Source organism: Bradyrhizobium sp. 40 (genome assembly GCF_023100925.1).
Lineage (GTDB): Bacteria > Pseudomonadota > Alphaproteobacteria > Rhizobiales > Xanthobacteraceae > Bradyrhizobium.
Map to the genome: position 1 here is coordinate 5,044,729 of NZ_CP064688.1, position 21,603 is coordinate 5,066,331.

At 65.8% G+C, this 21,603-nt stretch carries 14 protein-coding genes and 1 pseudogene; 9 read left to right on the forward strand and 6 right to left on the reverse strand.

Features of this window, described 5'->3' with window-relative positions:
• The first annotated feature begins 724 nt into the window (after positions 1-724).
• From IVB40_RS24410 to IVB40_RS24425, 4 genes are all read left to right on the forward strand, one after another.
• Positions 725-1,720: a nitronate monooxygenase gene (locus IVB40_RS24410; protein WP_007593350.1), complete on the forward strand. Its 996-nt coding sequence runs from the start codon at positions 725-727 to the stop codon at positions 1,718-1,720.
• Positions 1,721-1,745: 25 nt separating this feature from the next.
• The gene (locus IVB40_RS24415; RefSeq protein WP_247816565.1) at positions 1,746-2,717 is read left to right on the forward strand and encodes a zinc-binding dehydrogenase; all 972 of its coding nucleotides are present in this window, start codon (positions 1,746-1,748) and stop codon (positions 2,715-2,717) included.
• Between the two features lie 209 nt (positions 2,718-2,926).
• Positions 2,927-4,300, forward strand: a complete 1,374-nt coding sequence (locus IVB40_RS24420) for a cation-efflux pump (RefSeq protein ID WP_027569135.1) — start codon at positions 2,927-2,929, stop codon at positions 4,298-4,300.
• 226 nt (positions 4,301-4,526) lie between these two features.
• Positions 4,527-6,857, forward strand: coding sequence for a PAS domain-containing sensor histidine kinase (locus tag IVB40_RS24425; RefSeq protein ID WP_027569134.1), 2,331 nt, complete (start codon positions 4,527-4,529; stop codon positions 6,855-6,857).
• A gap of 3 nt (positions 6,858-6,860) precedes the next feature.
• On the opposite strand, the gene IVB40_RS24430 is transcribed toward IVB40_RS24425, so the two are convergent.
• Positions 6,861-7,754, reverse strand: coding sequence for a LysR family transcriptional regulator (locus IVB40_RS24430; RefSeq protein WP_247816566.1), 894 nt, complete (start codon positions 7,752-7,754; stop codon positions 6,861-6,863).
• A 223-nt stretch (positions 7,755-7,977) separates the two neighbouring features.
• Here IVB40_RS24430 and IVB40_RS24435 point away from each other — a divergent pair, with 223 nt between their 5' ends.
• From IVB40_RS24435 to IVB40_RS24455, 5 genes and pseudogenes are all read left to right on the forward strand, one after another.
• Complete coding sequence (locus tag IVB40_RS24435; RefSeq protein WP_247288851.1) at positions 7,978-8,454, forward strand: formate dehydrogenase subunit gamma; 477 nt, start codon at positions 7,978-7,980, stop codon at positions 8,452-8,454.
• Positions 8,451-10,007 carry an NADH-quinone oxidoreductase subunit NuoF gene (locus IVB40_RS24440; RefSeq protein WP_247816567.1) on the forward strand — a complete coding sequence of 519 codons (1,557 nt, stop codon included), beginning with the start codon at positions 8,451-8,453 and terminating at the stop codon, positions 10,005-10,007. Before IVB40_RS24435 ends, IVB40_RS24440 begins: the two co-directional genes overlap by 4 nt.
• 10 nt (positions 10,008-10,017) lie before the next feature.
• A pseudogene (fdhF, locus tag IVB40_RS24445) lies at positions 10,018-12,904 on the forward strand (formate dehydrogenase subunit alpha).
• 4 nt (positions 12,905-12,908) lie between these two features.
• Positions 12,909-13,736 (forward strand): formate dehydrogenase accessory sulfurtransferase FdhD, encoded by an 828-nt coding sequence (gene fdhD, locus IVB40_RS24450; protein ID WP_247407630.1) that lies wholly within the window; start codon positions 12,909-12,911, stop codon positions 13,734-13,736.
• Positions 13,726-13,959 carry a formate dehydrogenase subunit delta gene (locus IVB40_RS24455; RefSeq protein WP_219680856.1) on the forward strand — a complete coding sequence of 78 codons (234 nt, stop codon included), beginning with the start codon at positions 13,726-13,728 and terminating at the stop codon, positions 13,957-13,959. The genes fdhD and IVB40_RS24455 overlap by 11 nt, the downstream gene beginning before the upstream one ends.
• Here the strand turns inward: IVB40_RS24455 and IVB40_RS24460 are convergent.
• The 5 genes from IVB40_RS24460 to IVB40_RS24480 all read right to left on the reverse strand — a co-directional run bounded on the left by IVB40_RS24460 (position 13,916) and on the right by IVB40_RS24480 (position 21,601).
• Positions 13,916-16,903 carry a bifunctional [glutamine synthetase] adenylyltransferase/[glutamine synthetase]-adenylyl-L-tyrosine phosphorylase gene (locus IVB40_RS24460; RefSeq protein WP_247816568.1) on the reverse strand — a complete coding sequence of 996 codons (2,988 nt, stop codon included), beginning with the start codon at positions 16,901-16,903 and terminating at the stop codon, positions 13,916-13,918. The genes IVB40_RS24455 and IVB40_RS24460 overlap by 44 nt on opposite strands.
• Entirely contained in the window at positions 16,900-18,360 is a 1,461-nt protein-coding gene (locus tag IVB40_RS24465; RefSeq protein ID WP_027569126.1) for an ATP-binding protein, read from the reverse strand. Before IVB40_RS24465 ends, IVB40_RS24460 begins: the two co-directional genes overlap by 4 nt.
• The gene (locus tag IVB40_RS24470) at positions 18,344-19,024 is read right to left on the reverse strand and encodes a response regulator transcription factor (RefSeq protein ID WP_035963061.1); all 681 of its coding nucleotides are present in this window, start codon (positions 19,022-19,024) and stop codon (positions 18,344-18,346) included. Before IVB40_RS24470 ends, IVB40_RS24465 begins: the two co-directional genes overlap by 17 nt.
• A gap of 281 nt (positions 19,025-19,305) precedes the next feature.
• Entirely contained in the window at positions 19,306-20,889 is a 1,584-nt protein-coding gene (locus IVB40_RS24475; RefSeq protein ID WP_027569124.1) for a Do family serine endopeptidase, read from the reverse strand.
• 229 nt (positions 20,890-21,118) lie between these two features.
• Positions 21,119-21,601: a cytochrome c-type biogenesis protein gene (locus tag IVB40_RS24480; RefSeq protein ID WP_247816569.1), complete on the reverse strand. Its 483-nt coding sequence runs from the start codon at positions 21,599-21,601 to the stop codon at positions 21,119-21,121.
• Between the last annotated feature and the right edge of the window lie 2 nt (positions 21,602-21,603).

The following is a 21,603-nucleotide window of genomic DNA, read 5'->3' on the forward strand; positions in this document are numbered from 1 at the left end:
CGGGCGCGGCAAGCCTTGCAGGGCGGGAAACCGTGAGCACAGGCTTTCGCGCCTACGACACGGCGCCGACAGCGTCTTCGCATGGTTTCGGGTGCGAGCACACGCCAGCTCCCGAAGGCCCAGCGAGGACGTGCGCGGACGAACAAGTCGTGTGGTCCTGACGCCCGGGGTCTGTGCGTCAAGTCCTGCGGTGATGTGGCGGTCCAACCGGGCGCGCGCATCAGTCATCTGCATGGCGACGGGGGCAATAGTGCATCGCTCCCCGGGGAGAGCACGAAGGACACGTTAAAACCATCGCGCAGGGAAGGCCGGGCGATCCGGCGAACCTGTGGTCCACCCCGTGTGCATTCCTTTGGCGCACGGACTTGCGGGTGCCAGCCGGCGCCCGGCCTTCCCTGCGCCCTTGTCACGACGAGGGCGATGCGATCGGGCAAAGCTCGGGCGAATGCGCCGCGAGAGGGCGGAGGCGTGCCTTGCGAGAAAATGCAAGTTGATGGTCTCCGAAAGCTCCTCATCCTCCGTCGGTGTTGAAGCAGCGGCGCACAAAAACCCTCGCGCCACCCGGTGCTACCACCTCAATTATCCGCCTCACGGATTCCCCCCACTCCCCGCATGATCGCCCCGCCTCCACCGCACGCCCTCGCAATAGACTTTTCCCGACCCGGGCGGCATCCTGCCGCCATCAAACGATAACAGAGCGCCACACAGGCGGAGGAAACAGACCATGCTGCAGACACGGTTCACCAAGCTCGTCGGTGTCGAGCACCCGATCGTCCAGGGCGGCATGCAATGGGTCGGGCGCGCCGAGCTGGTCGCCGCCGTCGCCAATGCCGGAGCGCTCGGCTTCATCACGGCGCTGACCCAGCCGACGCCGGAGGACCTCAGGAAGGAGATCGCCCGCTGTCGCGATCTCACCGACAAGCCGTTTGGCGTCAACCTCACCATCCTGCCCGCGATCAAGCCGCCGCCTTATGCCGAATATCGCGCCGCCATCATCGAGAGCGGCATCAAGGTGGTCGAAACTGCCGGCAACAAGCCGCAGGAGCACGTCGACGAGTTCAGGAAGCACGGCGTCAAGGTCGTGCACAAATGCACCAGCGTCCGTCACGGGCTCTCGGCCGAGCGCATGGGCGTCGACGCCATCTCGATCGACGGGTTCGAATGCGCCGGTCATCCCGGCGAGGACGACACCCCCGGCCTGATCCTGATCCCGGCCGCCGCCAACAAGATCAAGATCCCGATGATCGCCTCCGGCGGCTTTGCCGACGCCCGCGGCCTCGTCGCCGCACTGGCGCTGGGCGCCGAAGGCATCAACATGGGCACGCGCTTCATGGCGACCAAGGAGAGCCCCATTCATCAGCTCATCAAGGAGAAGATCGTCGCCAATGACGAGCGCGAGACCGAGCTGATCTTCCGCACCATGCGCAACACCTCCCGCGTCGCCAGGAACGAGATCTCGACCAAGGTCGTTGCTATGGAGAAGGAAGGCGCCAAGTTCGAGGATATCCGCGAGCTCGTCGCGGGCGCCCGCGGCAAGATGGTCTACGCGACCGGCAACTCGGATGAAGGCATCTGGTCGGCGGGCCAGGTCCAGGGCCTGATCCAGGACATCCCGACCTGCGCCGAGCTGATCTCCCGCATCGTGCGCGAAGCCGAGGCCATCATCCGCAGCCGGCTCGAAGGCATGATAGTTCATCCTACAGCGCAGGCTGCGGAATAATCACTGCAAGAAGCGAGAGCAATACATGAAGGCTTATGTCTACGGCCCTGGCGGCGCTACAATTTCCGACGTCGCTCAACCAAAGCCTGAAGGCACGCAGGTGCTGGTCCGGGTCCGCGCCTGTGGACTCAATCGCGCCGACACCGGCATGCGCAAGGGCCACGCCCATGGCGCGGCCGGCGGCGCCGGGACCGTGCTCGGCATGGAGTGGGCCGGCGAGGTCGCCGCACTCGGACCGGATGCCAAGGGCGTCAAGGTCGGCGACCGCATCATGGGCTCGGGCGGCGCGGCGTTTGCCGAATATACGCTGGCCGATCACGGCCGGCTGTTCCGCGCGCCCTCGAACATGAACTTCGAGGAAGCCGCCACCCTGCCCGTCGCGCTCGCGACCATGCACAACGCCGTCGTCACCATCGGCGGCGTGCAGCCCGGGCAGGCCGTGCTGATCCAGGGCGCAAGCTCCGGCGTCGGCCTGATGGCGATGCAGATTGCGAAGCTCAAGGGCGCGAGACTCGTGATCGGCTCCTCGACCGATGCCGCCCGCCGCGGCCGACTGAAGGAGTATGGCGCCGACCTCGCGGTCGACTCCTCCGACCCCTCATGGGTCGACGAGGTGCTGAAGGCGACGAACGGCGAAGGTGTCGACCTCATCGTCGACCAGGTCTCGGGCAAGGTCGCCAACCAGAACCTCGCGGCGACCAAGGTCAAGGGTCGAATCGTCAATGTCGGCCGGCTCGGCGGCACCCATGCCGATTTCAACTTCGACCTGCACGCGGCCCGCCGCATCGACTATGTCGGCGTCACCTTCCGCACCCGCACCGTCGCGGAAGTCCGCGAGATCTTCGACGAGGTCAAGAAGGACATCTGGGGCGCGGTCGAGTCGCGAAAACTGCAGCTGCCGATCGACAAGGTGTTTGCCTTCGACGACATCGACAAGGCATTCGAGCACATGGAGGCCAACAAGCATCTCGGCAAGATCGTCGTGACGGTGCCGTAACATTCCTGAGGCCAAAGACCTAGGTCTAGTAGGGTGGGCAAAGCGAAGCGTGCCCACCATGCGTCAGCGTCCCCGAAAGATGGTGGGCGCGGCGCTCCGCGCCGTTGCCCACCCTACAAAACCGGGGGATCCCCGCTCCTGCAACTCACTAGCGTCTACGCCTGTCGATCGTCGCTTGATGTTCGGTCACAGGCTGCTAAATCCCCGCCATGAGCTCCCAACACAACAAGACCTCGGTCGCAGCAATCTCGATCTTCGCCAGTGGCGGCATGGCGGCGGCGAAGTTTGCGGTCGGGATCGCGATCGGCTCGCTGGCGCTGATTTCCGAGGCGCTGCATTCCTCGATCGACCTGGTCGCCACCATCATCACCTGGGCGGTGGTGCGGGTATCCGACAAGCCGGCGGACGAGGAGCATCATTACGGCCACGGCAAACTCGAAAGTGTCTCGGCATTGGGCGTGACCGCCCTGCTCTACGTGCTCGCCGGCGGAATCCTGGTCCAGTCCTACAGCCATCTCCGAGAGGGAGTTGCGCCGCCGACGATCTCCGCCGTCCCTTTCGTCGTGCTGGTGATCGACATCGCCGTCAATTTCTGGCGCGCCCGTGCCCTGCACCGTGCCGCACGGGAGACCAGGAGCCAGGCGCTCGCCGCCGATGCGCTGCATTTCGCCTCCGACGTGATGGGCTCGTTCGCCGTGATCGTGGGCCTGATCCTCGCCGGCCTCGGCTTCTGGTGGGGCGACGCGGCTGCCGCCGCCGCGGTGGCCGTGATGATCGCCCTGCTCGGCCTGCGCATGGCCGGCTCGACTGTGCAGACGCTGGTGGACCGCGCTCCGGAAGGCGCGCATGAGACGGCCACGGCCGCGATCCGCAGCGTACCGGGTGTGATCGACATCGAGCGGCTCCGCGTGCGCATGGTCGGTGCCACCACGTTTATCGACACGATCGCAAAGGTGCCGCGGACTTACCCCATCGACCGGGTCGAGGACATCAAGCGCAACGCGCAAGCGGCCGTCGAGAAGGCCTTCGGCGATACCGACCTCACCTTCACCGCAGTCCCCGTGGCGCGCGACAACGAGACCGTGCGCGACCGCATCATGGTCATCGCCCACAATTCGGGCCTCGCCATCCACCACGTCACCGTGCACGATCTCGGCGCCAAGCTGATCGTCAGCATCGACCTCGAGGTCGACGCTGGGATGCAGCTCGACGCCGCCCATGAGGTCGCCAACACGCTGGAACGCAACATCCAGGAAGAGTTCGGCGCGGACGTCGAGGTCGACGTCCACATCGAGCCGCTGGAACCGGAACTGCCGTTCGGGGTCGATGCCGCGTCGGAACGGGTGCAGGCCATCGCCGCCGCCCTGACAGAGTATGCCGCCGGCGGCGAGATCCACGACATCCACAATGTCCGCGTCCGCAACACCGACGCCGGCGAAATCGTCAACTTCCACTGCCGCGCCGAGCCGTCGATGAGCGTGATCAGGGTGCACGAGCATGTCGACGCGATCGAGCGCGCGTTGCGGCGCGCGTTCCCGAGCGTGAAGCGCGTCATCAGTCACGCCGAACCGCCGCGTGCGTGACAGAGAATGTGCGAGGAGTCACACGTTCTCGTTTCGGACTCGCCGCGCACGTAAGTTTGCGGACGCGCGACGCACAAACTGCGCGTTGGATAAGAATAAATTCGCGTTAACGATTCGTTGACTCTCGACAGCCCGCGAAATCTGGATTCAAATCGACCATGATTCGGAAGCGATGTGGGGCTGCTTCCAAAATCAAGTTGCAAGCAGGTTCCAGGGGGCTTTAGGCATGTCGCGTGCAGACGCCGCGAACGCGTGCGTCCAATCCGATTCGATCAAAGGATTGGCGCAATCGATCGCGAAACCTGCCTATCATCGGCTCCTGATCGCGGAGCCTGCGCTGCGCCGTGCCGTGCCGACGCTCATCATCGCGTTCCTGATCACGATCTGCCTCGGCGCGTTCGTGCAGGTCGTCGACCAGACGCGCCAGAAGCGTCTGGTGATCCGCCACGACATCTCGGCGCTCGCCGACCTGCTCGCCGAGCGCATCGACCGCCTCACCTCCGCGCGACAGGAGCGGCTGAAGAACATCGAGAGCCTGCCGGCGCTGCTGCCTGACCTCATTCCATCCTGGGGCACCGCCTCGGGCCGGCACGTCATCGTCACCTCGGCCGGACTCGACCGCCGCATCCTCGCTCGCATCCCGGTCGACAGCGATCCCTCGGGCAACGACCGCCTGCTCGACGCAATCACGACGGCGCAACTGCTGGCGGCGCCGCCGCGCGACGGCAACATCTCCGACATGACGCTGCCGAATGGCAACGCCGCGATGGCGACCTCGCGGCAGATCAAGTCGCTGCCCGGCTTCGTCACCGTGATCCAGGAGCGCAACGAGCCGATCTGGGGCTCGGACGCCGCGCTGTCGGTCACGCTGTCGGCCACCACCGGCTTCGTCGTCCTGATCCTCGGCTTCGCCTTCCACTGGCAGTCCACACGTGCCCGCGAGGGCGACCTGATCAACGACGCCGTGCGCGGCCGGATCGACACCGCACTCAACCGCGGCCGCTGCGGACTGTGGGACTGGGACCTGTCACGCGGCCGCATCTTCTGGTCGCAGTCGATGTTTTCGATGCTCGGCCTCGACGGCCGCAACGAGCTCCTCACCTTCGGTGAGGTCAACGCGCTGGTGAAGTCCGACGACATCGACCTGTTCGAGATCGCCGACCAGCTCATCTCCGAGAAGATCGACCACATCGACCAGACCTTCCGCATGCAGCATGTCGACGGCCACTGGATCTGGCTGCGCGTCCGCTGCGAAAAGACCAGCGGCGCGACGGACTCCAGCGTTCACCTGATCGGGATCGCCGTCGACATCACCGAGCAGAAGAGCCTCGCCGAGCGGACTGTCGAAGCCGATTTGCGCCTGCGCGACGCGATCGAGACCATTCCCGAAGCCTTCGTGCTGTGGGACGCCAGCGATCGCCTGGTGCTCTGCAATTCGCACTTCCAGCGCCTGCACAAGCTGCCTGACAGCGCCGTCATCCCCGGCACCTCCTACGAGACCGTGCTCGAAGTCGGCCGCATGCCCGAGGTCCGCACCCGGCACAACGAGACTGCGAGCCAGGGCCCCGGCGCGCGCACCTTCGAGGCGCAGCTCGACGACGGCAGCTGGCTGCACATCAGCGAGCGCCGCACCAAGGACGGCGGCTACGTCTCGGTCGGCACCGACATCACCCGCATCAAGGAGCACGAGCAGAAGCTGGTCGACAACGATCTACGCCTGCGCGCCACCGTCATCGACCTCAAGCGCTCGCAGGCAGCCCTGGAGCGCCAGGCGGGCGAACTCGCCGATCTCGCCGAGAAATATCAGCGCGAGAAGACCCGCGCCGAGGAAGCCAACCAGACCAAGTCGAAATTCCTTGCCAATATGAGCCACGAGCTGCGCACGCCGCTGAACGCGATCATCGGCTTCTCCGAGATCATGGGCTCGGGCATGTTCGGCGAGCTCGGCTCGGAGAAGTACCAGGAATACTGCCACGATATCCTGACCAGCGGGCATTACCTGCTCGAAGTCATCAACGACATCCTCGACATGTCCAAGATCGAGGCCGGCCGCATGAAGCTCGACATGGAAGAGCTCGACCTCGCGCAGACGCTGGCGGAATCCCTGCGGGTCGTCACCGGCCGCGCGCAGGACAAGCACCTGACGCTCGACGCCGACATCGCGAAATCCATCTCCGTCGTCGCCGACCGCCGCGCCACCAAGCAGATCATCGTCAATTTGCTCTCCAACGCCGTGAAGTTCACGCCCGACGGCGGACGCATCGTGGTGCGCAGCCGGCAGCTCGACGACAGGATCGTCCTGATGATCGCCGACACCGGCATCGGCATCGCGCCGCATTCACTGGCGCGGCTCGGCCGCCCCTTCGAGCAGGTCGAGAGCCAGCTCACGAAGACCTATCACGGCTCGGGACTGGGGCTGGCGATCGCCCGCTCGCTCGCGCAGCTCCATGGCGGCTCGATGCGGCTGCGCTCCAAGCTGGAGGTCGGCACCGTCGTGCGCGTCACCCTGCCCCGCGACGCGATCAAGTCGGCGTCAGGAATATCGGCCGCGGCCTGATTGCTATGATTGCAGCGACGGCGCGACTTCCCGCGCGACGTTGACCAGCGCCGCGATCAGCGGCGTCATCGGATCACGCTGCGGGATCACCATGCCGATGCTGTAATTGACATCGGGATCGGTGATCGGGATCGAGCGCACCGTATCGGACAGGCCGAGCGTCTCGGCGAGCTTGGCCGGCATCACGCTGGCCCAGCGCCCCGTCTTCACATGCGTGAACAGCACGAGCAGCGAATTCGAGGTCAAGGTCGGCATCGCCTCCGCGCCGACCGAACGTAACGCGCGGTCGATGATGCGGCGGTTCTGCATGTCGGGCGTCAGCAGGCACAGCGGCACCTGCCCGACCTCTTTCCACGTCACCGTCTCGCGATCGCCGAACATTCCATCCGGCGCGGTGAGCAGACGATAGCTCTCGCTGTAGAGCGGGATGGTGCGCACCTTGCCGATCGGCTCGTTCTCGATATAGGTCAGCCCTGCATCCACCTCGAGATTCTCGAGCAACCCCAGCACCTCGGACGAGGTCGTGGAGCGGATACTGAAGCGCACCTCGGGGTGCCTGGCGCGGAACGGCGTCGTCAGCGCAGCGACCATGCCGAGCACGGTGGGGATCGCGGCAATACGGATCTCGCCGGAGAGCTGATGCTTCAGCCCGTTGATCTCGTCACGCATCGCGCGGGCATCGCCGACGATCCGGCGCGCCCAATCCAGCGCCCGCTCGCCTTCCGGCGTAAAACCCTGGAAGCGGGAGCCGCGCTGGACCAGCATCACGCCGAGGATCTCCTCGAGCTGCTTCAGCCCGGTCGACATCGTCGGTTGCGTCACGCCGCACATTTCGGCGGCCCGGCCGAAATGCCGCTCCTTCGCCAGCGCCAGCAGCAGTTCAAGCTTGTCGAGCAACCGGTCATCCCCTCGGATTGTGTGGTGGCATACAAGCTAGCATGCCCGCCCCTTCCCAACACGCAAAAACCGCCCGGCGGACGGCTCCAATCGCAAATTCAAATCGAGTGATTGCCGTCGCAAATCGATCTGAATCCGCAATCGCAGCATGAGACAGCTTTATTGATCTTCGAACGATTCCAAATAGTTTGCGATCAGCAGACGCTCTGGTCGAGAACGAAGAATGACAACGGTTTTTGAGCCTTGGGACGAAACGCGCGGCGCCGAGATTATCGCCGAACGCAGCGGGCAGGAAGGCGCGACGCTGGTGATCCTGCACGCGCTTCAGGAGGCGTTCGGCTACGTGCCGGCGGCGGCCATTCCCATGGTGGCGCACGCACTCAATCTGTCGCGCGCCGAAGTGCATGGCGTGTTCACGTTCTATCATGATTTCCGCCACAAGCCGGCCGGCCGCCATGTGCTGAAACTCTGCCGCGCGGAGGCCTGTCAGGCGGCGGGCGGCGACGCGCTGGCTGCGCGTGCGGAGGCGAAGCTCGGCGTGTTGCTGGGCGGCACCACGGCCGATGATCGCGTCACGCTGGAGCCGATCTACTGCCTCGGACTGTGCGCAACCGCGCCGTCCGCGATGCTCGACGGCCGACTCATCGGCCGGCTCGACGAGAAGCGCATCGACGCGCTTGTGGCGGAGGCGCAGCGATGAGCATCCGTCTATATGTCTCTCGCGATGCGGGTGCGCTTGCGGTCGGCGCCGACGAGGTCGCGCTGGCGCTGGAGCAGGTCGCAGCCAAGCGTGGCATTGCCGTCGAGATCGTCAGAACCGGCTCGCGCGGCCTGTACTGGCTCGAGCCGCTGGTCGAGGTCGCGACGCCGCAGGGCCGGATCGCGTTCGGCCCTGTGACCGAGACCGATGTGCCCTCCCTGCTCGACGCGCTCGCGAGCAACACGCCGCATCTGCTGCGGCTCGGGGCCACCGACGAGATCCCCTGGCTCAAGCGCCAGACCCGCCTCACCTTCGCGCGCTGCGGCGTGATCGACCCGCGCTCGCTCGATGACTACCGCGCCCATGGCGGCTACAAGGGCCTCGAACGCGCGCTGTCGCTCGGCTCGGAAGCCATCCTCAATGAAGTGACGGCGTCCGGCCTGCGCGGCCGCGGCGGCGCAGGCTTCCCGACCGGCATCAAGTGGAAGACGGTCGCGCAGGCGAAAGCGGATCGCAAGTTCATCGTCTGCAACGCCGACGAAGGCGACAGCGGCACCTTCGCCGACCGCATGATCATGGAAGGCGATCCCTTCCTCGTCATCGAGGGCATGACGACCGCCGGCATCACCGTCGGCGCGACCAAGGGTTACATCTACATCCGCAGCGAATATCCGCACGCGGTCGAGGCGATCAACGCGGCCATCCAGGCTGCGAAGCGCGGCGGCTATCTCGGCGCGAACATCAGTGGTTCCACGCACAGCTTCGATTTCGAGGTGCGCGTCGGCGCCGGCGCTTACGTTTGCGGCGAAGAGACCTCGCTGCTGGAAAGCCTAGAAGGCCGTCGCGGCATCGTGCGCGCAAAGCCGCCACTGCCCGCGCATCACGGCGTGTTCGGCAAGCCGACCGTCATCAACAACGTGCTGTCGTTCGCCGCCATCCCCTTCATCCTGGCCGAAGGCGCCAAGGCCTATGCCGATTTCGGCATGGGTCGCTCGCGCGGTACGATGCCGATCCAGCTCGCCGGCAACATCCGCCACGGCGGGCTGTTCGAGACGGCCTTCGGCGTGACGCTCGGCGAGCTCGTCGACGACATCGGCGGCGGCACGTTCACGGGCCGCCCGATCCGCGCGGTACAGGTCGGAGGCCCCCTGGGCGCCTACTTCCCTCGCGCGCTGTTCGACACGCCGTTCGACTACGAGGCCTTCGCCGCGCGCGACGGCCTGATCGGCCACGGCGGTATCGTCGTGTTCGACGACAGCGTCGACATGCGCAAGCAGGCGCGTTTCGCCATGGAATTCTGCGCCATCGAATCCTGCGGCAAGTGCACGCCGTGCCGGATCGGCTCGACCCGCGGCGTCGAGACCATCGAGAAGATCATCAAGGGCGAGCGCGTGAGCGAAAACCTCGCACTCGTCGAAGACCTCTGCAACACCATGAAATTCGGCTCGCTCTGCGCGCTCGGCGGCTTCACGCCCTACCCCGTGCTCAGCGCATTGAAGCACTTCCGGGAGGATTTCGTCCCGGCCCCGACCACGCTTCAGGCCGCGGAATAGGAGGACGACAATGTCTCTGATCGAAGAAATCGACTTCGGTACGCCGCGCTCGAAATCGGAAACGATGGTGACGCTGACCATCGACGGCAACCGGGTCACGGTGCCCGAGGGCACCTCGATCATGCGGGCGGCGATGGACGCCGGCCATCAGATCCCGAAACTCTGCGCGACCGACATGGTCGACGCGTTCGGCTCGTGCCGCCTTTGCGTCGTCGAGGTCGAAGGCCGCGCCGGCACGCCGGCGTCCTGTACCACGCCTGTCATGTCCGGCCTGATCGTGCACACCCAGAGCGAACGGCTCAAGAAGCTGCGCAAGGGCGTGATGGAGCTCTACATCTCCGACCATCCGCTCGACTGCCTCACCTGCGGTGCCAATGGTGATTGCGAGTTGCAGGACATGGCCGGCGCCGTGGGCCTTCGCGACGTGCGTTACGGCTATGAAGGCGAGAACCACGTCTTCGCCAAGACGCCTGGCAAGTCCAATGGCGAGATCAACGCCGCCTGGATGCCGAAGGACGAGTCCAACCCGTACTTCACCTACGATCCCTCCAAGTGCATCGTCTGCTCGCGCTGCGTCCGCGCCTGCGAGGAGGTGCAAGGCACCTTCGCGCTCACGATCTCCGGCCGCGGCTTCGACAGCCGCGTGTCGCCGGGCATGAGCGAGAGCTTCCTCGGCTCCGAATGCGTCTCCTGCGGCGCCTGCGTGCAGGCCTGCCCGACAGCGACGCTGACCGAGAAATCCGTGATCGAGATCGGCCAGCCCGAACATTCGGTCGTCACCACCTGCGCCTATTGCGGCGTCGGCTGCGCCTTCAAGGCCGAGATGCGCGGCGAGGAAGTCGTCCGCATGGTGCCGTACAAGGACGGCAAGGCCAATCGCGGCCATTCCTGCGTCAAGGGCCGCTTCGCCTGGGGCTACACCAACCACAAGGAACGCATCCTCAACCCGATGATCCGCGAGCGCATCGAGGATCCCTGGCGCGAAGTGTCGTGGGACGAGGCCTTCTCGTTTGCCGCCGACAGGATGCGCGGCATCCAGAAGAAATACGGCCACGACGCCATCGGCGGCATCACATCGTCCCGCTGCACAAATGAAGAAACCTATCTGGTGCAGAAGCTGATCCGCGCCGGCTTCGGCAACAACAATGTCGACACTTGCGCCCGCGTCTGTCACTCCCCGACCGGCTATGGCCTTTCGACCACATTCGGTACCTCCGCCGGCACGCAGGATTTCGACTCGGTCGAGGACACCGACGTGGTCGTCATCATCGGCGCCAACCCCGCTTCGGCCCATCCGGTGTTCGCCTCCCGCCTGAAGAAGCGGCTGCGCCAGGGCGCCAAGCTGGTCGTGATCGATCCACGCCGTACCGAGATGGTGGAATCGCCGCATGTGAAGGCGCTGCACCTGCCGCTGATGCCCGGCACCAACGTTGCGGTGATGACGGCACTGGCGCATGTGATCGTCACCGAAAATTTGGTCGACGAGGCCTTCGTGCTCGAGCGTTGCGACTGGAGCGAGTTCGAGGAATGGGCGGCGTTCGTCGCCCAGCCGAACAACAGCCCGGAAGCCACTGCCATCCTCACCGGCGTCGATCCGAAGGATCTGCGCGAAGCAGCGCGCGTCTACGCCACCGGCGGCAACGGCGCGATCTATTACGGTCTCGGCGTCACGGAGCACAGCCAGGGTTCGACCACCGTGATCGCGATCGCCAACCTTGCGATGGCCACGGGCAATATCGGCCGTCCGGGTGTCGGCGTGAACCCGCTGCGCGGCCAGAACAACGTGCAGGGCTCCTGCGACATGGGCTCGTTCCCGCACGAGCTGCCCGGCTACCGCCACATCTCGGGCGACGCCGTGCGGGACCAGTTCGAAGCGCTGTGGAACGTCAAGCTCAACCCCGAGCCGGGCCTGCGCATTCCCAACATGTTCGACGCCGCGGTCGAAGGCACGTTCATGGGGATTTACGTGCAGGGCGAGGACATCCTGCAATCCGATCCCAACACCAAGCATGTGGTGGCAGCACTCTCGGCGATGGAATGCGTCATCGTCCACGACCTCTTCCTGAACGAGACCGCGAACTACGCCCACGTGTTCCTGCCGGGCTCGAGCTTCCTCGAGAAGGACGGCACCTTCACGAACGCCGAGCGCCGCATCCAGCGGGTCCGCAAGGTGATGACGCCGAAGAACGGGCTTGCCGACTGGGAGGTCACCATCGGCCTCGCCAGGGCCATGGGCTTCGAGATGACCTACAGCCATCCTTCCGAGATCATGGACGAGATCGCGGCGCTGACCCCGACCTTCGCCGGCGTCTCCTATGCCAAGCTCGACGAGCTCGGCTCGGTGCAGTGGCCCTGCAACGACAAGGCGCCCGAGGGCACGCCGGTGATGCATATCGACGGCTTCGTCCGCGGCAAGGGCAAGTTCGTCGTCACCGAATACGTCGCGACCGACGAACGCACCGGCCCGCGCTATCCGCTACTGCTCACCACGGGCCGCATCCTCAGCCAGTACAATGTCGGCGCGCAGACCCCGGCGCACCGAGAACGTAGTCTGGCATGCCGAGGATCGGCTGGAGATCCATCCGCACGATGCCGAACAGCGCGGCGTGCGCGACGGGGACTGGGTGCGGCTGAAGAGCCGCGCCGGCGAGACCACGCTGCGTGCGGAGATCACCGATCGCGTCGCGCCGGGCGTCGTCTACACCACCTTCCACCATCCGGACACGCAGGCCAACGTCATCACGACCGACTATTCGGACTGGGCAACCAACTGCCCCGAATACAAGGTCACGGCGGTGCAGATCTCGCCGTCGAACGGCCCGTCCGACTGGCAGAAGGCCTACGACGCACAGGCGCGGCATTCCCGCCGTATCGCGCCGGCCGAGGCCGCGGAGTAGCGGCATGCACGTACCGGTCCAGGCCATCGACCGCGAGATCTGGCGCAACGGTGTCGCGTCCGAAGGAGCGCGGCTGATTCCGGAGGAGACGCCGCTGGCGCTGACCTACAATGGCGGCACCTACGCCGTCATGATGGGGACGCCGCAGAACCTCGAAGATTTCGCGGTCGGCTTCAGCCTGGACGAAGGCATCATCAGATCCGTCGATGACGTCAAGTCGCTCGAAATAGTCCGCCTCGACGACGGCATCGAGCTGCGCATGTGGCTGGCACCGGAAAATGCTGCGCGAATCAGCGAGCGCCGCCGCCACATCGCCGGCCCGACCGGTTGCGGCATTTGCGGCATCGACTCGATTGCCGAAGCTGTGCGGCCTGCGGCCGTCGTGCCGCAGGGACAGATGTTTACGCCCGAGCAGGTGATGGCGGCGATGCAGACCATCGCACCGCTGCAATCAATAAATTTGCAAACCCGCGCCGTTCACGCCGCCGCGTTCTGGACGCCTGCCGGCGGTATCGTCGCGCTGCGCGAGGATGTCGGCCGCCACAACGCGCTCGACAAGCTCGCCGGTTCGCTGGCGCGCAGCCGCACGGCTGCAAGCGGCGGCATCGTGCTGCTGACGAGCCGCGTCTCGGTCGAGATGGTGCAGAAGACCGCCGCCATCGGCGCGCCGGTGATGGTCGCCATCTCTGCGCCGACCGCGCTTGCGGTGCGCACCGCGGAGGCCGCCGGCATCACGCTGATTGCCATTGCCCGCCAGGACGGGTTCGAAGTGTTTTCGCATGGCGGCCGGGTTGTCGCCTGTCATGCCACGGAGGTTGCCGATGTCGCCTGACCGCCTGATCTACATGGCCAACCAGATCGGCACGTTCTTTCGGAGCCAGGGCCACGACAAGGCCGTGCCGGGGATCGCCGACCACATCAAGAAATTCTGGGACCCGCGGATGAAGCGCGCGATCTTCGCCCATCTCGATGCCGGCGGCGTGGGTCTTGAGCCGAATGTGCGGGAGGCGCTCACCTCGCTGAAGCCGACGACGTCCCTTCCAGCAGCGCCCTGAAGACACGCCGCACCTCGCTCTGCGTCTCCTTCACGCGCGCCTCCAGCGAGGAGAAATGCGGCGCGTCGCCGGCGCGTGCCATCACGCGCAAGAGGTCAGTACCGGCGGTTTCCGGCTTGAACCGGTCGCTGACGCAGAGCCGCAGGATCTGCGTCAGGTCGTGATAGAGCCGCGCCGCGGCACGCAGTATCTCGGTCTCCGATTGCGCGAGCACGCCGAGCCTGCATGCATTGTCCAGCACCTGCGTAGTGCCGACGTCGAGAATCTCCGGTTTCTCGTGAGCATGCACGAGCTGGAGATATTGCGCGATGAAGTCGATGTCGACCATGCCGCCGGCTGCATATTTGAGATCCCAGCAATCGGCCTCGCCCTTCTCCTGGGCAATCGCACGCCGCATGTCGGCAACGTCGTTGGCGATGATTGCGGGATCGCGGCGACGGGTCAGGACATCGCGAATGACGTGTTCGATCCGCTCCCGGAATTCGGGCGAAGCCGACACGACGCGCGCGCGCGTCAGCGCCATGTGCTCCCAGGTCCAGGCCTCGTTGGCCTGGTAGTCCGCGAACGAGACGAGGCTCGAGGCCACAGGGCCGGCACGCCCCGAGGGGCGCAGCCGCATGTCGATTTCGTAAAGCACCCCGTAATTGGTGCGCGTCGTGAACGCGCTGATCAGGCGCTGGGTGAAGCGGGCGAAGTAATGCGCACCTTGCAGTGACTTCGCACCGTCGGAGTCCGGATTGTCGCTGTCGAAATCGTACAGCAGGATCAGGTCGAGATCGGATGACGCGGTCATCTCGCGGCTGCCGAGCCGGCCCATCGCGATGATTGCGCTCTCCTGCCCCTCGATCCGGCCATGCTGGGCGGCGAAGCGGTCGGCGACGAGACCATGCACGGTATGGACGATGCCCTCGGCGACGTCGGCAAAGGCCGTGCTCGCCTGCTGCGCCGAGACGGTGCCGGAGAGAATGCGCGTGCCGATCAGGAACAGGCTCTCCTGCCCGAACAGGCGCAGGCGGTCGAGGAACTCTTCGTAAGAGCCGGCATCCTGCACGGTGGTCGCGAGCCGCCCCGACAATTCCTGCCGGTCGGGCATGGCGCCGAAGAAGCGCGGATCGATCAGGCCGTCCATGAGCTGCGGCTGCCGCGCCAGCATCTCGCCGAGCCGGGGCGCCGCGCCCAGCACCAGGGCCACGAGCGCAACGAGATCGCGATTCTGGCCGAGCAGCGTGATCAGCCGGCCGCCGCGCTGAAGCGCCCCAAGGAAATGGTCGAACGCCACGACGGCCCGATCCGGCTCCTCGGCATGAGCGAGACCGTCGATCAGGGCCGGCACGAATTCGACGAATGCGTTTCGCGTCGCCTCAACGCGGAACACGCGGTACTCGCCGGTGATCCAGTCACGCACGGTCTGCGCGACGGCGGCAGGCTTCTTGAAGCCGAGCGTGGCCAGATACTGAAGCAGCCGCGAATCGTCGGGACCCGCACCGTAGTCGAGCGCCGGCAGCTTGGCCGTGCCGGTCGGATCGTCGCCCTCGAACAGTTTTTCGTAGTGGCCCTGGACGATCTCGAGCTGGCGCAAAAGGTCGCGGGCAAAGGCCTCGCGATCCGGATAACCGAAGAACCAGGCGAAACGCTCGACCGCTTCCTTGTCCTCGGGCAGCGTGTGGGTCTGCTCGTCGGCGATCATCTGGAGGCGATGCTCGACCCGGCGCAGGAATTGGTACGCCCTGGTCAGCTCGTCACGCGCGGCGACCGTGATCCAGTTGCTGGAAGCTAGCACGCCGAGCGCGGCGAGCGTCGGCCGCACGCGCAGTTCGGGATGCCGGCCGCCGGCGATCAATTGCTGGGTCTGGGCGAAGAACTCGATCTCGCGGATTCCGCCGCGCCCGACCTTCACGTTATGGCCTTCGACTGCGACCTCGCTCTGGCCGCGATAGGTCTGCATCTGCCGCTTCATGTCGTGAACGTCGGCAAGCGCGGCGAAGTCGAGATGCTTGCGCCAGACGAAGGGCGCGATCTCCGCGAGCAGCGCCTCGCCCGCCCTGGGATCGCCGGCGCAGGCGCGCGCCTTGATCATCGCGGCGCGCTCCCAGGTGCGCCCTTCCCGCTCGTAATAATTCAGCGCGGCGTCGCGCGAAATCGCCACCTGCGTCGAGGATGGATCGGGACGCAGGCGCAGATCGACGCGGAAGACGTAACCGTCATAGGTGCGCTGCTGGAGAATGCGTGCAATCCCCTGCGTCACCCTCACGAAGAATGGCTGGGGTTCGATATCGGCGGCGAGCGTCGTATTGTCGGGATCGAAAAACACGATGAGATCAATGTCGCTGGAATAGTTCAGCTCGCCTGCGCCCATCTTGCCCATCGCAAGCACGATCAGCCCGCAGCCCTCCTCCGGCGCCTCGGGATTGGGCGGCGAGAGCTTGTCGCGTGCGGCTTCCTGCCGCAGCAGGTATTGAAGCGCCGCCCGCACCGAGGACACTGCGACATCGGTGAGCGCTGCGGTCACCCGCATCACCGGCCAGACCCCGCCGATGTCGCACAGTGCGATCAGGAGCGCGGCCTCCGCCTTCATGCGGCGCAGCAGCCGCATCACCTCGGCTTCGTCGGATGCCGCGAGCACCGCGCCGTTCGCCTCCGCGACCAGCGTGGCGAGATGCGCATCCGGATCGCATTCCAGCAGCCGGATCAGACGCTGCGGATCGGCGCGCAGCAGCTCAAACAGATAAGGCGAGAATTCCGCGATGCCGGCCAGGATGTCCCGCGCGAAGCGGTGAGCCAGCAGCGCTTCAAGACGAGTGAATTGCGCGGGCTCGAGCTCGGCCAGCCAGCTTTCAAAACGTCCTTGGTCGGTGACGGAAGCGGCAATATGGGGAGCCTCCGCAAAGCGCGCGGCAAGTCTCTCACCATGCTTGTCCGCGTTTCCCGGCGCGGAATGGTTCATGCCACCTTCTGTGGCACATCCTGCATTGGCGGAGCAACCCTGTCGCCAGCCCCCGCGCGCGCCGGCAGCACCAGCGTGGCGACAAGACCGGGCTGGGCGTCACCCAACCTCAACTCACCGCCATGCAATGTCGCGACCGCGGAGGCGAGACTGAGGCCGAGGCCGGATCCAGGCAGCGTGCGGCTCGCTTCCAGCCGCACGAATCGTTCCACCACATGCTTGCGGTCGGCTTCGGGGATGCCGGGACCGCGATCGGTGACGCTGAGCAGCACTTGATCGCCCTCGCGCCTCGATTCGATCGTGATCTGCCTGCCCTCCATGCTGACCACAGTTCCCGCCGGCTGCGCGGCCGGCTTGCCGTATTTGATCGCATTCTCGACAAGATTGGCGAGGGCCTGGCTGATCAATTCGCGGTTGGCGTGGACCGGGGTCGGCTCGCACCTGACCTTCAAGGTCATGCCATCGTCTTCGGCCAGTGGCTCGTAGAGCTCGTGAATGCCGTTGGCGACATCGGCCGCGTCGAAATCATCCATGTTGCCGCGCGCCTGCCCGGACTCGGCGCGCGCGATCATCAGCAGCGCGTTGAAGGTGCGGATCAGCCCGTCCGATTCCTCGATGGTCCGCTCCAGCGCGGCGCGGTAGTCGGCCTCGCCGCCGGATTTCGCCAGCGCCTCCTCGGCGCGGTTGCGCAGGCGCGTCAGCGGCGTCTTGAGGTCGTGTGCGATGTTGTCGGAGACCTCCTTCAGCCCCGCCATCAGCGCCTCGATCCGCTCCAGCATCGCGTTGAGGTTTTCGGCGAGGCGGTCGAGCTCGTCGCCGCTGCGCCCCACAGGCAGGCGTTCGCTGAGATCGCCCGTCATGATGCGATGGGCGGTGCCGCTCATCGCGTCGATGCGCCTGAGCACCCTGCGCGCCACGAAGATGCCGCCGCCAAGGCCGAGCACCACGACGATCAGGATCGACCATTGCGCGGCCTTCGCCACGATGCCGAACAGCCGTCGCCGCTCGGCCAGATCGCGTCCGATCAGAAGCCGGAAGCCGTTTTCCAATTCGGTGACGCGGACGAGCGCAAGATGGTCCCGATCATCGGCATCCTCGATCCGCCGGTAGGCGGTCTCGGACCAGCCGCGCGTCGCCATCACGCCGGGCGCGAGCGAGCCGACGTTGCCGGCGATCGACTGGCCGGTCGGCGTCGTCACCAGATAGAGGTTGGCGCCCGGCCGCAGCGCCCGGTACTCGATCGCGAGCACGAGAGCGCGCAAGCCGCGGCGGCCGTAGATCTCGTTGATCTCAGACGTCTCGGCATTGACCGTCTGCGTGATTTCCTCGGTGATCAGCCGCCGCGTATTCCAGGCGAAATAGGCCAGCAGCGAGGCCGCGAACATCGCGAACAACAGCAAATAGACCAGCGTCAGCCGGAATGCCGTGGTGCGGACGAGTTTACCGAATGCCGTCACGAATCATGTATCCCGCGCCGCGGATCGTGTGCAGCAGCGGCCGCTCAAAACCCTTGTCGATCTTGGAACGCAACCGTGAAATGTGCACGTCGATCACGTTGGTCTGCGGATCGAAATGATAGTCCCAGACGTTCTCCAGCAGCATGGTGCGGGTCACCACCTGGCCCGCATGCTTCATCAAATATTCGAGCAGGCGGAATTCGCGCGGCTGCAGCGTCAGCTCGTCCTTGCCGCGCGCGACGCGGTGGGAGAGCCGGTCGAGCTCGAGATCGCCGACCCGGTACAGCGTGTCCTCGGCCGGACCTCCGCGGCGGCGCGACAGCACCTCGACCCGGGCCAACAGCTCGGCGAAGGAATAGGGTTTCGGCAGATAGTCGTCGCCGCCGGCGCGCAGGCCCTTGATGCGGTCGTCGACCTGGCCGAGCGCGGAGAGAATCAGCACCGGTGTCGAATCATCCTTGTCGCGAAGCGCGCCGATCACCGATAGGCCGTCGCGCTTGGGCAGCATGCGGTCGACCACCAGCACGTCGTAGTCGCCGTTCTCGGCCATGGCGAGGCCTTCCTCGCCGTCGCCGGCGTGGTCGGCAATGTGCCCGACCTCGCGAAACGCCTTCACGAGGTAGTCGGCGGATTCGCGGTCGTCTTCGATGATGAGGAGGCGCATCGTGCGTTCGGCAACGGTCAAGGGAGTGAACCTTCTCTAAACATGGCGCGAGCGGCAATCGCATGCAAGCCGAGTGAGAGACTCTGGCATGGAGAAAAAGGCGGGCGGTGAAGCTGGGGGGACTTCACCGCCCTAGGCCTTCCGACGGAGGGGGGCGTATTCCACCGGAAGGTAGACAGGGGAAGCAAACGTTGCGCTGCTCCCCCGAAGGGCGCCGTCGGCGGGGGCGACTGATGCCGGCGACACCCTTCATCTCGGAGGTCCTGAGGCCGGGCCCTTCGTTACCCCTTGGCGATGGGCACGGCGACGAAGCGCGACTGGCCGCCGCTCTTCACTCGCATCAGGACGCTGTTCTTGTTGTCGGTCCGCGCCGTGTTGATGGCGTCGCGGACTTCGCCGGCGGTGCTCACGCTCTTGCCGCCGACTTCGAGAATCACGTCGCCTTCCTTGAAGCCGCGTTCGGCAGCCGCGCTCTTCGGATCGACCTCGGTGATCACGACGCCTTCCTTGCCGGCGCCGGCCACGGAATCGGCGGGCGCCACGGTCATGCCGAGCTTGGGCACGTCGGTGCCGCGGCTCGCGCCCTTGCCGCTGTCCTTGTCGATGTCGGCCTTGGCCTCGATCGTGTTCGGCAGCTGGCCGAGGGTGAGGTTCACCACCTTGTCCTGGCCCTTGTGCAGCACGTTGAGCTTCACGGTCGCGCCGGGCGCCAGGCCGCCAATGGTACGGGCGAGCTCGCGGGCGTCCTTGACCGATTCGCCGTTGACCGACGTGATCACGTCACCGGACTCGATGCCGGCCTTGGCCGCCGGACCATTCGCCTGCGGCTCGGCAACCAGCGCGCCTTCGGCCTTCTTCATGCCGAGGCTGTCGGCGATGTCGGATGTCACCGGCTGAATCTGCACGCCGATCCAGCCGCGGCTGACCGAGCCCTTGTCCTTGAGCTGCGCCACCACGCTCTTCACGGTGCTCGCGGGAATCGAGAACGCGATGCCGACGCTGCCGCCGGAGGGCGAGTAGATCGCGGTGTTGACGCCCATCACCTCACCGTTGGTGTCGAAGGCCGGACCGCCGGAATTGCCCTTGTTCACGGGCGCGTCGATCTGGATGAAATCGTCGTAGGGGCCGTTGCCGATGTCGCGGCCGCTGGCCGAAACGATGCCGGCAGTCACGGTGCCGCCGAGGCCGAACGGGTTGCCGACCGCGAGCACCCAGTCACCGATCCGCGGCTTGCCGTCGGCAAGCTTCGCGAACGGGAAGTTCGAGCTGCCCTCGACTTTGATCAAGGCGAGGTCGGTGCGCTGATCGGTACCGATCACCTTGGCGGTGTAGGTCTTGCCGTCGTCGGTCGTGACCTCGACCTTGTCGGCGCCGTCGACCACGTGGTTGTTGGTCACGGCGAAGCCATCAGCCGAGATGAAGAAGCCGGAGCCCTGGCCCTGCACGACGCGGCCACGACCGCCACCACCCTTCAGGCCCGGCATGCCATCCGGACCGCCGAAGCGGCGGAAGAACCGCTCCATCGGCGAGCCCGGCTGGAACGGCGACTGCGCGTCATCGCCATCATCATTGCTCGCGGTCTTTTCCTTGATGTTGACCTTCACCGAGATCACCGACGGCTTCACGCGCTCGACGATGTCGGCGAAACCGATCGGGCGTTCGACCTTGCGGACCTCGTTGTTGACCTGTGCATGCGCCGGGCTCGAGAACAGGTCGGCCGGCGAGGTCGACGTGCCGAAGCCGTAGACGGCGGCGCCGAGGCCGGCGACGACCGAGGCCATCAGCGCGATCTTGCGGGCCGAGAAAACGGATCGGCGGGGCTGCCGGTAGGACGGAAGGTGCGAGAGGTCGGAACGGTCGGTCATGCAGAGATCTCCAGGGCCTTGAAATCCATTTGGCGCCTGACGGCGGCACCTTACGGACCTGAAGATGGGGGCTGCCGCCTTACCGTGCGCTGGCGGCGGGGTTAAACTTTTGTAATGAATGCGGATTCGGATGCGGCAGTTTATCGCGCCCGAAAGTCGTGAATCGACAGGAACTTATCGAGGTTCCAGGAAATGCCGTGCAGTGCCGGCTCCATGCGCAGCAACGTAGCTAGCGCGATTTGGCTTCATCCACCATCAATGCGGCGAGCCGCGTTTCCTCGTCGGGCGTGAGCGGCGGAGCCGGTAGGTCTGCACCATTTCGCGAGCGCCGGCGGATTTGAAGCCATAGCGCCAGGCCGCCGCCAAGCAGCAGCAGCGGCGCGAGCAGCCACAGCAGCATGTTCTGGCGCTCGAAGCGCGGCTTGAGCAGCACGAACTCGCCGTAGCGCGCGACCAGGAAATCGAGCACTTGCGAATTGCTGTCGCCGGCCGCGATGCGCTCGCGCACCAGGAGCCGCAAATCGCGCGCGAGCGGCGCATCGGAATCGTCGATCGACTGGTTCTGGCAGACCATGCAGCGCAGCTCGCGCGACAAGTCGCGTGCACGCGACTCCTTCACAGGGTCCGACATGATCTCATCGGGCTGCACGGCATGCGCCGCAGGCAAGGCCAGCAGCATCAGTGCGACGAACGCGACCATCATTCGACGCATCA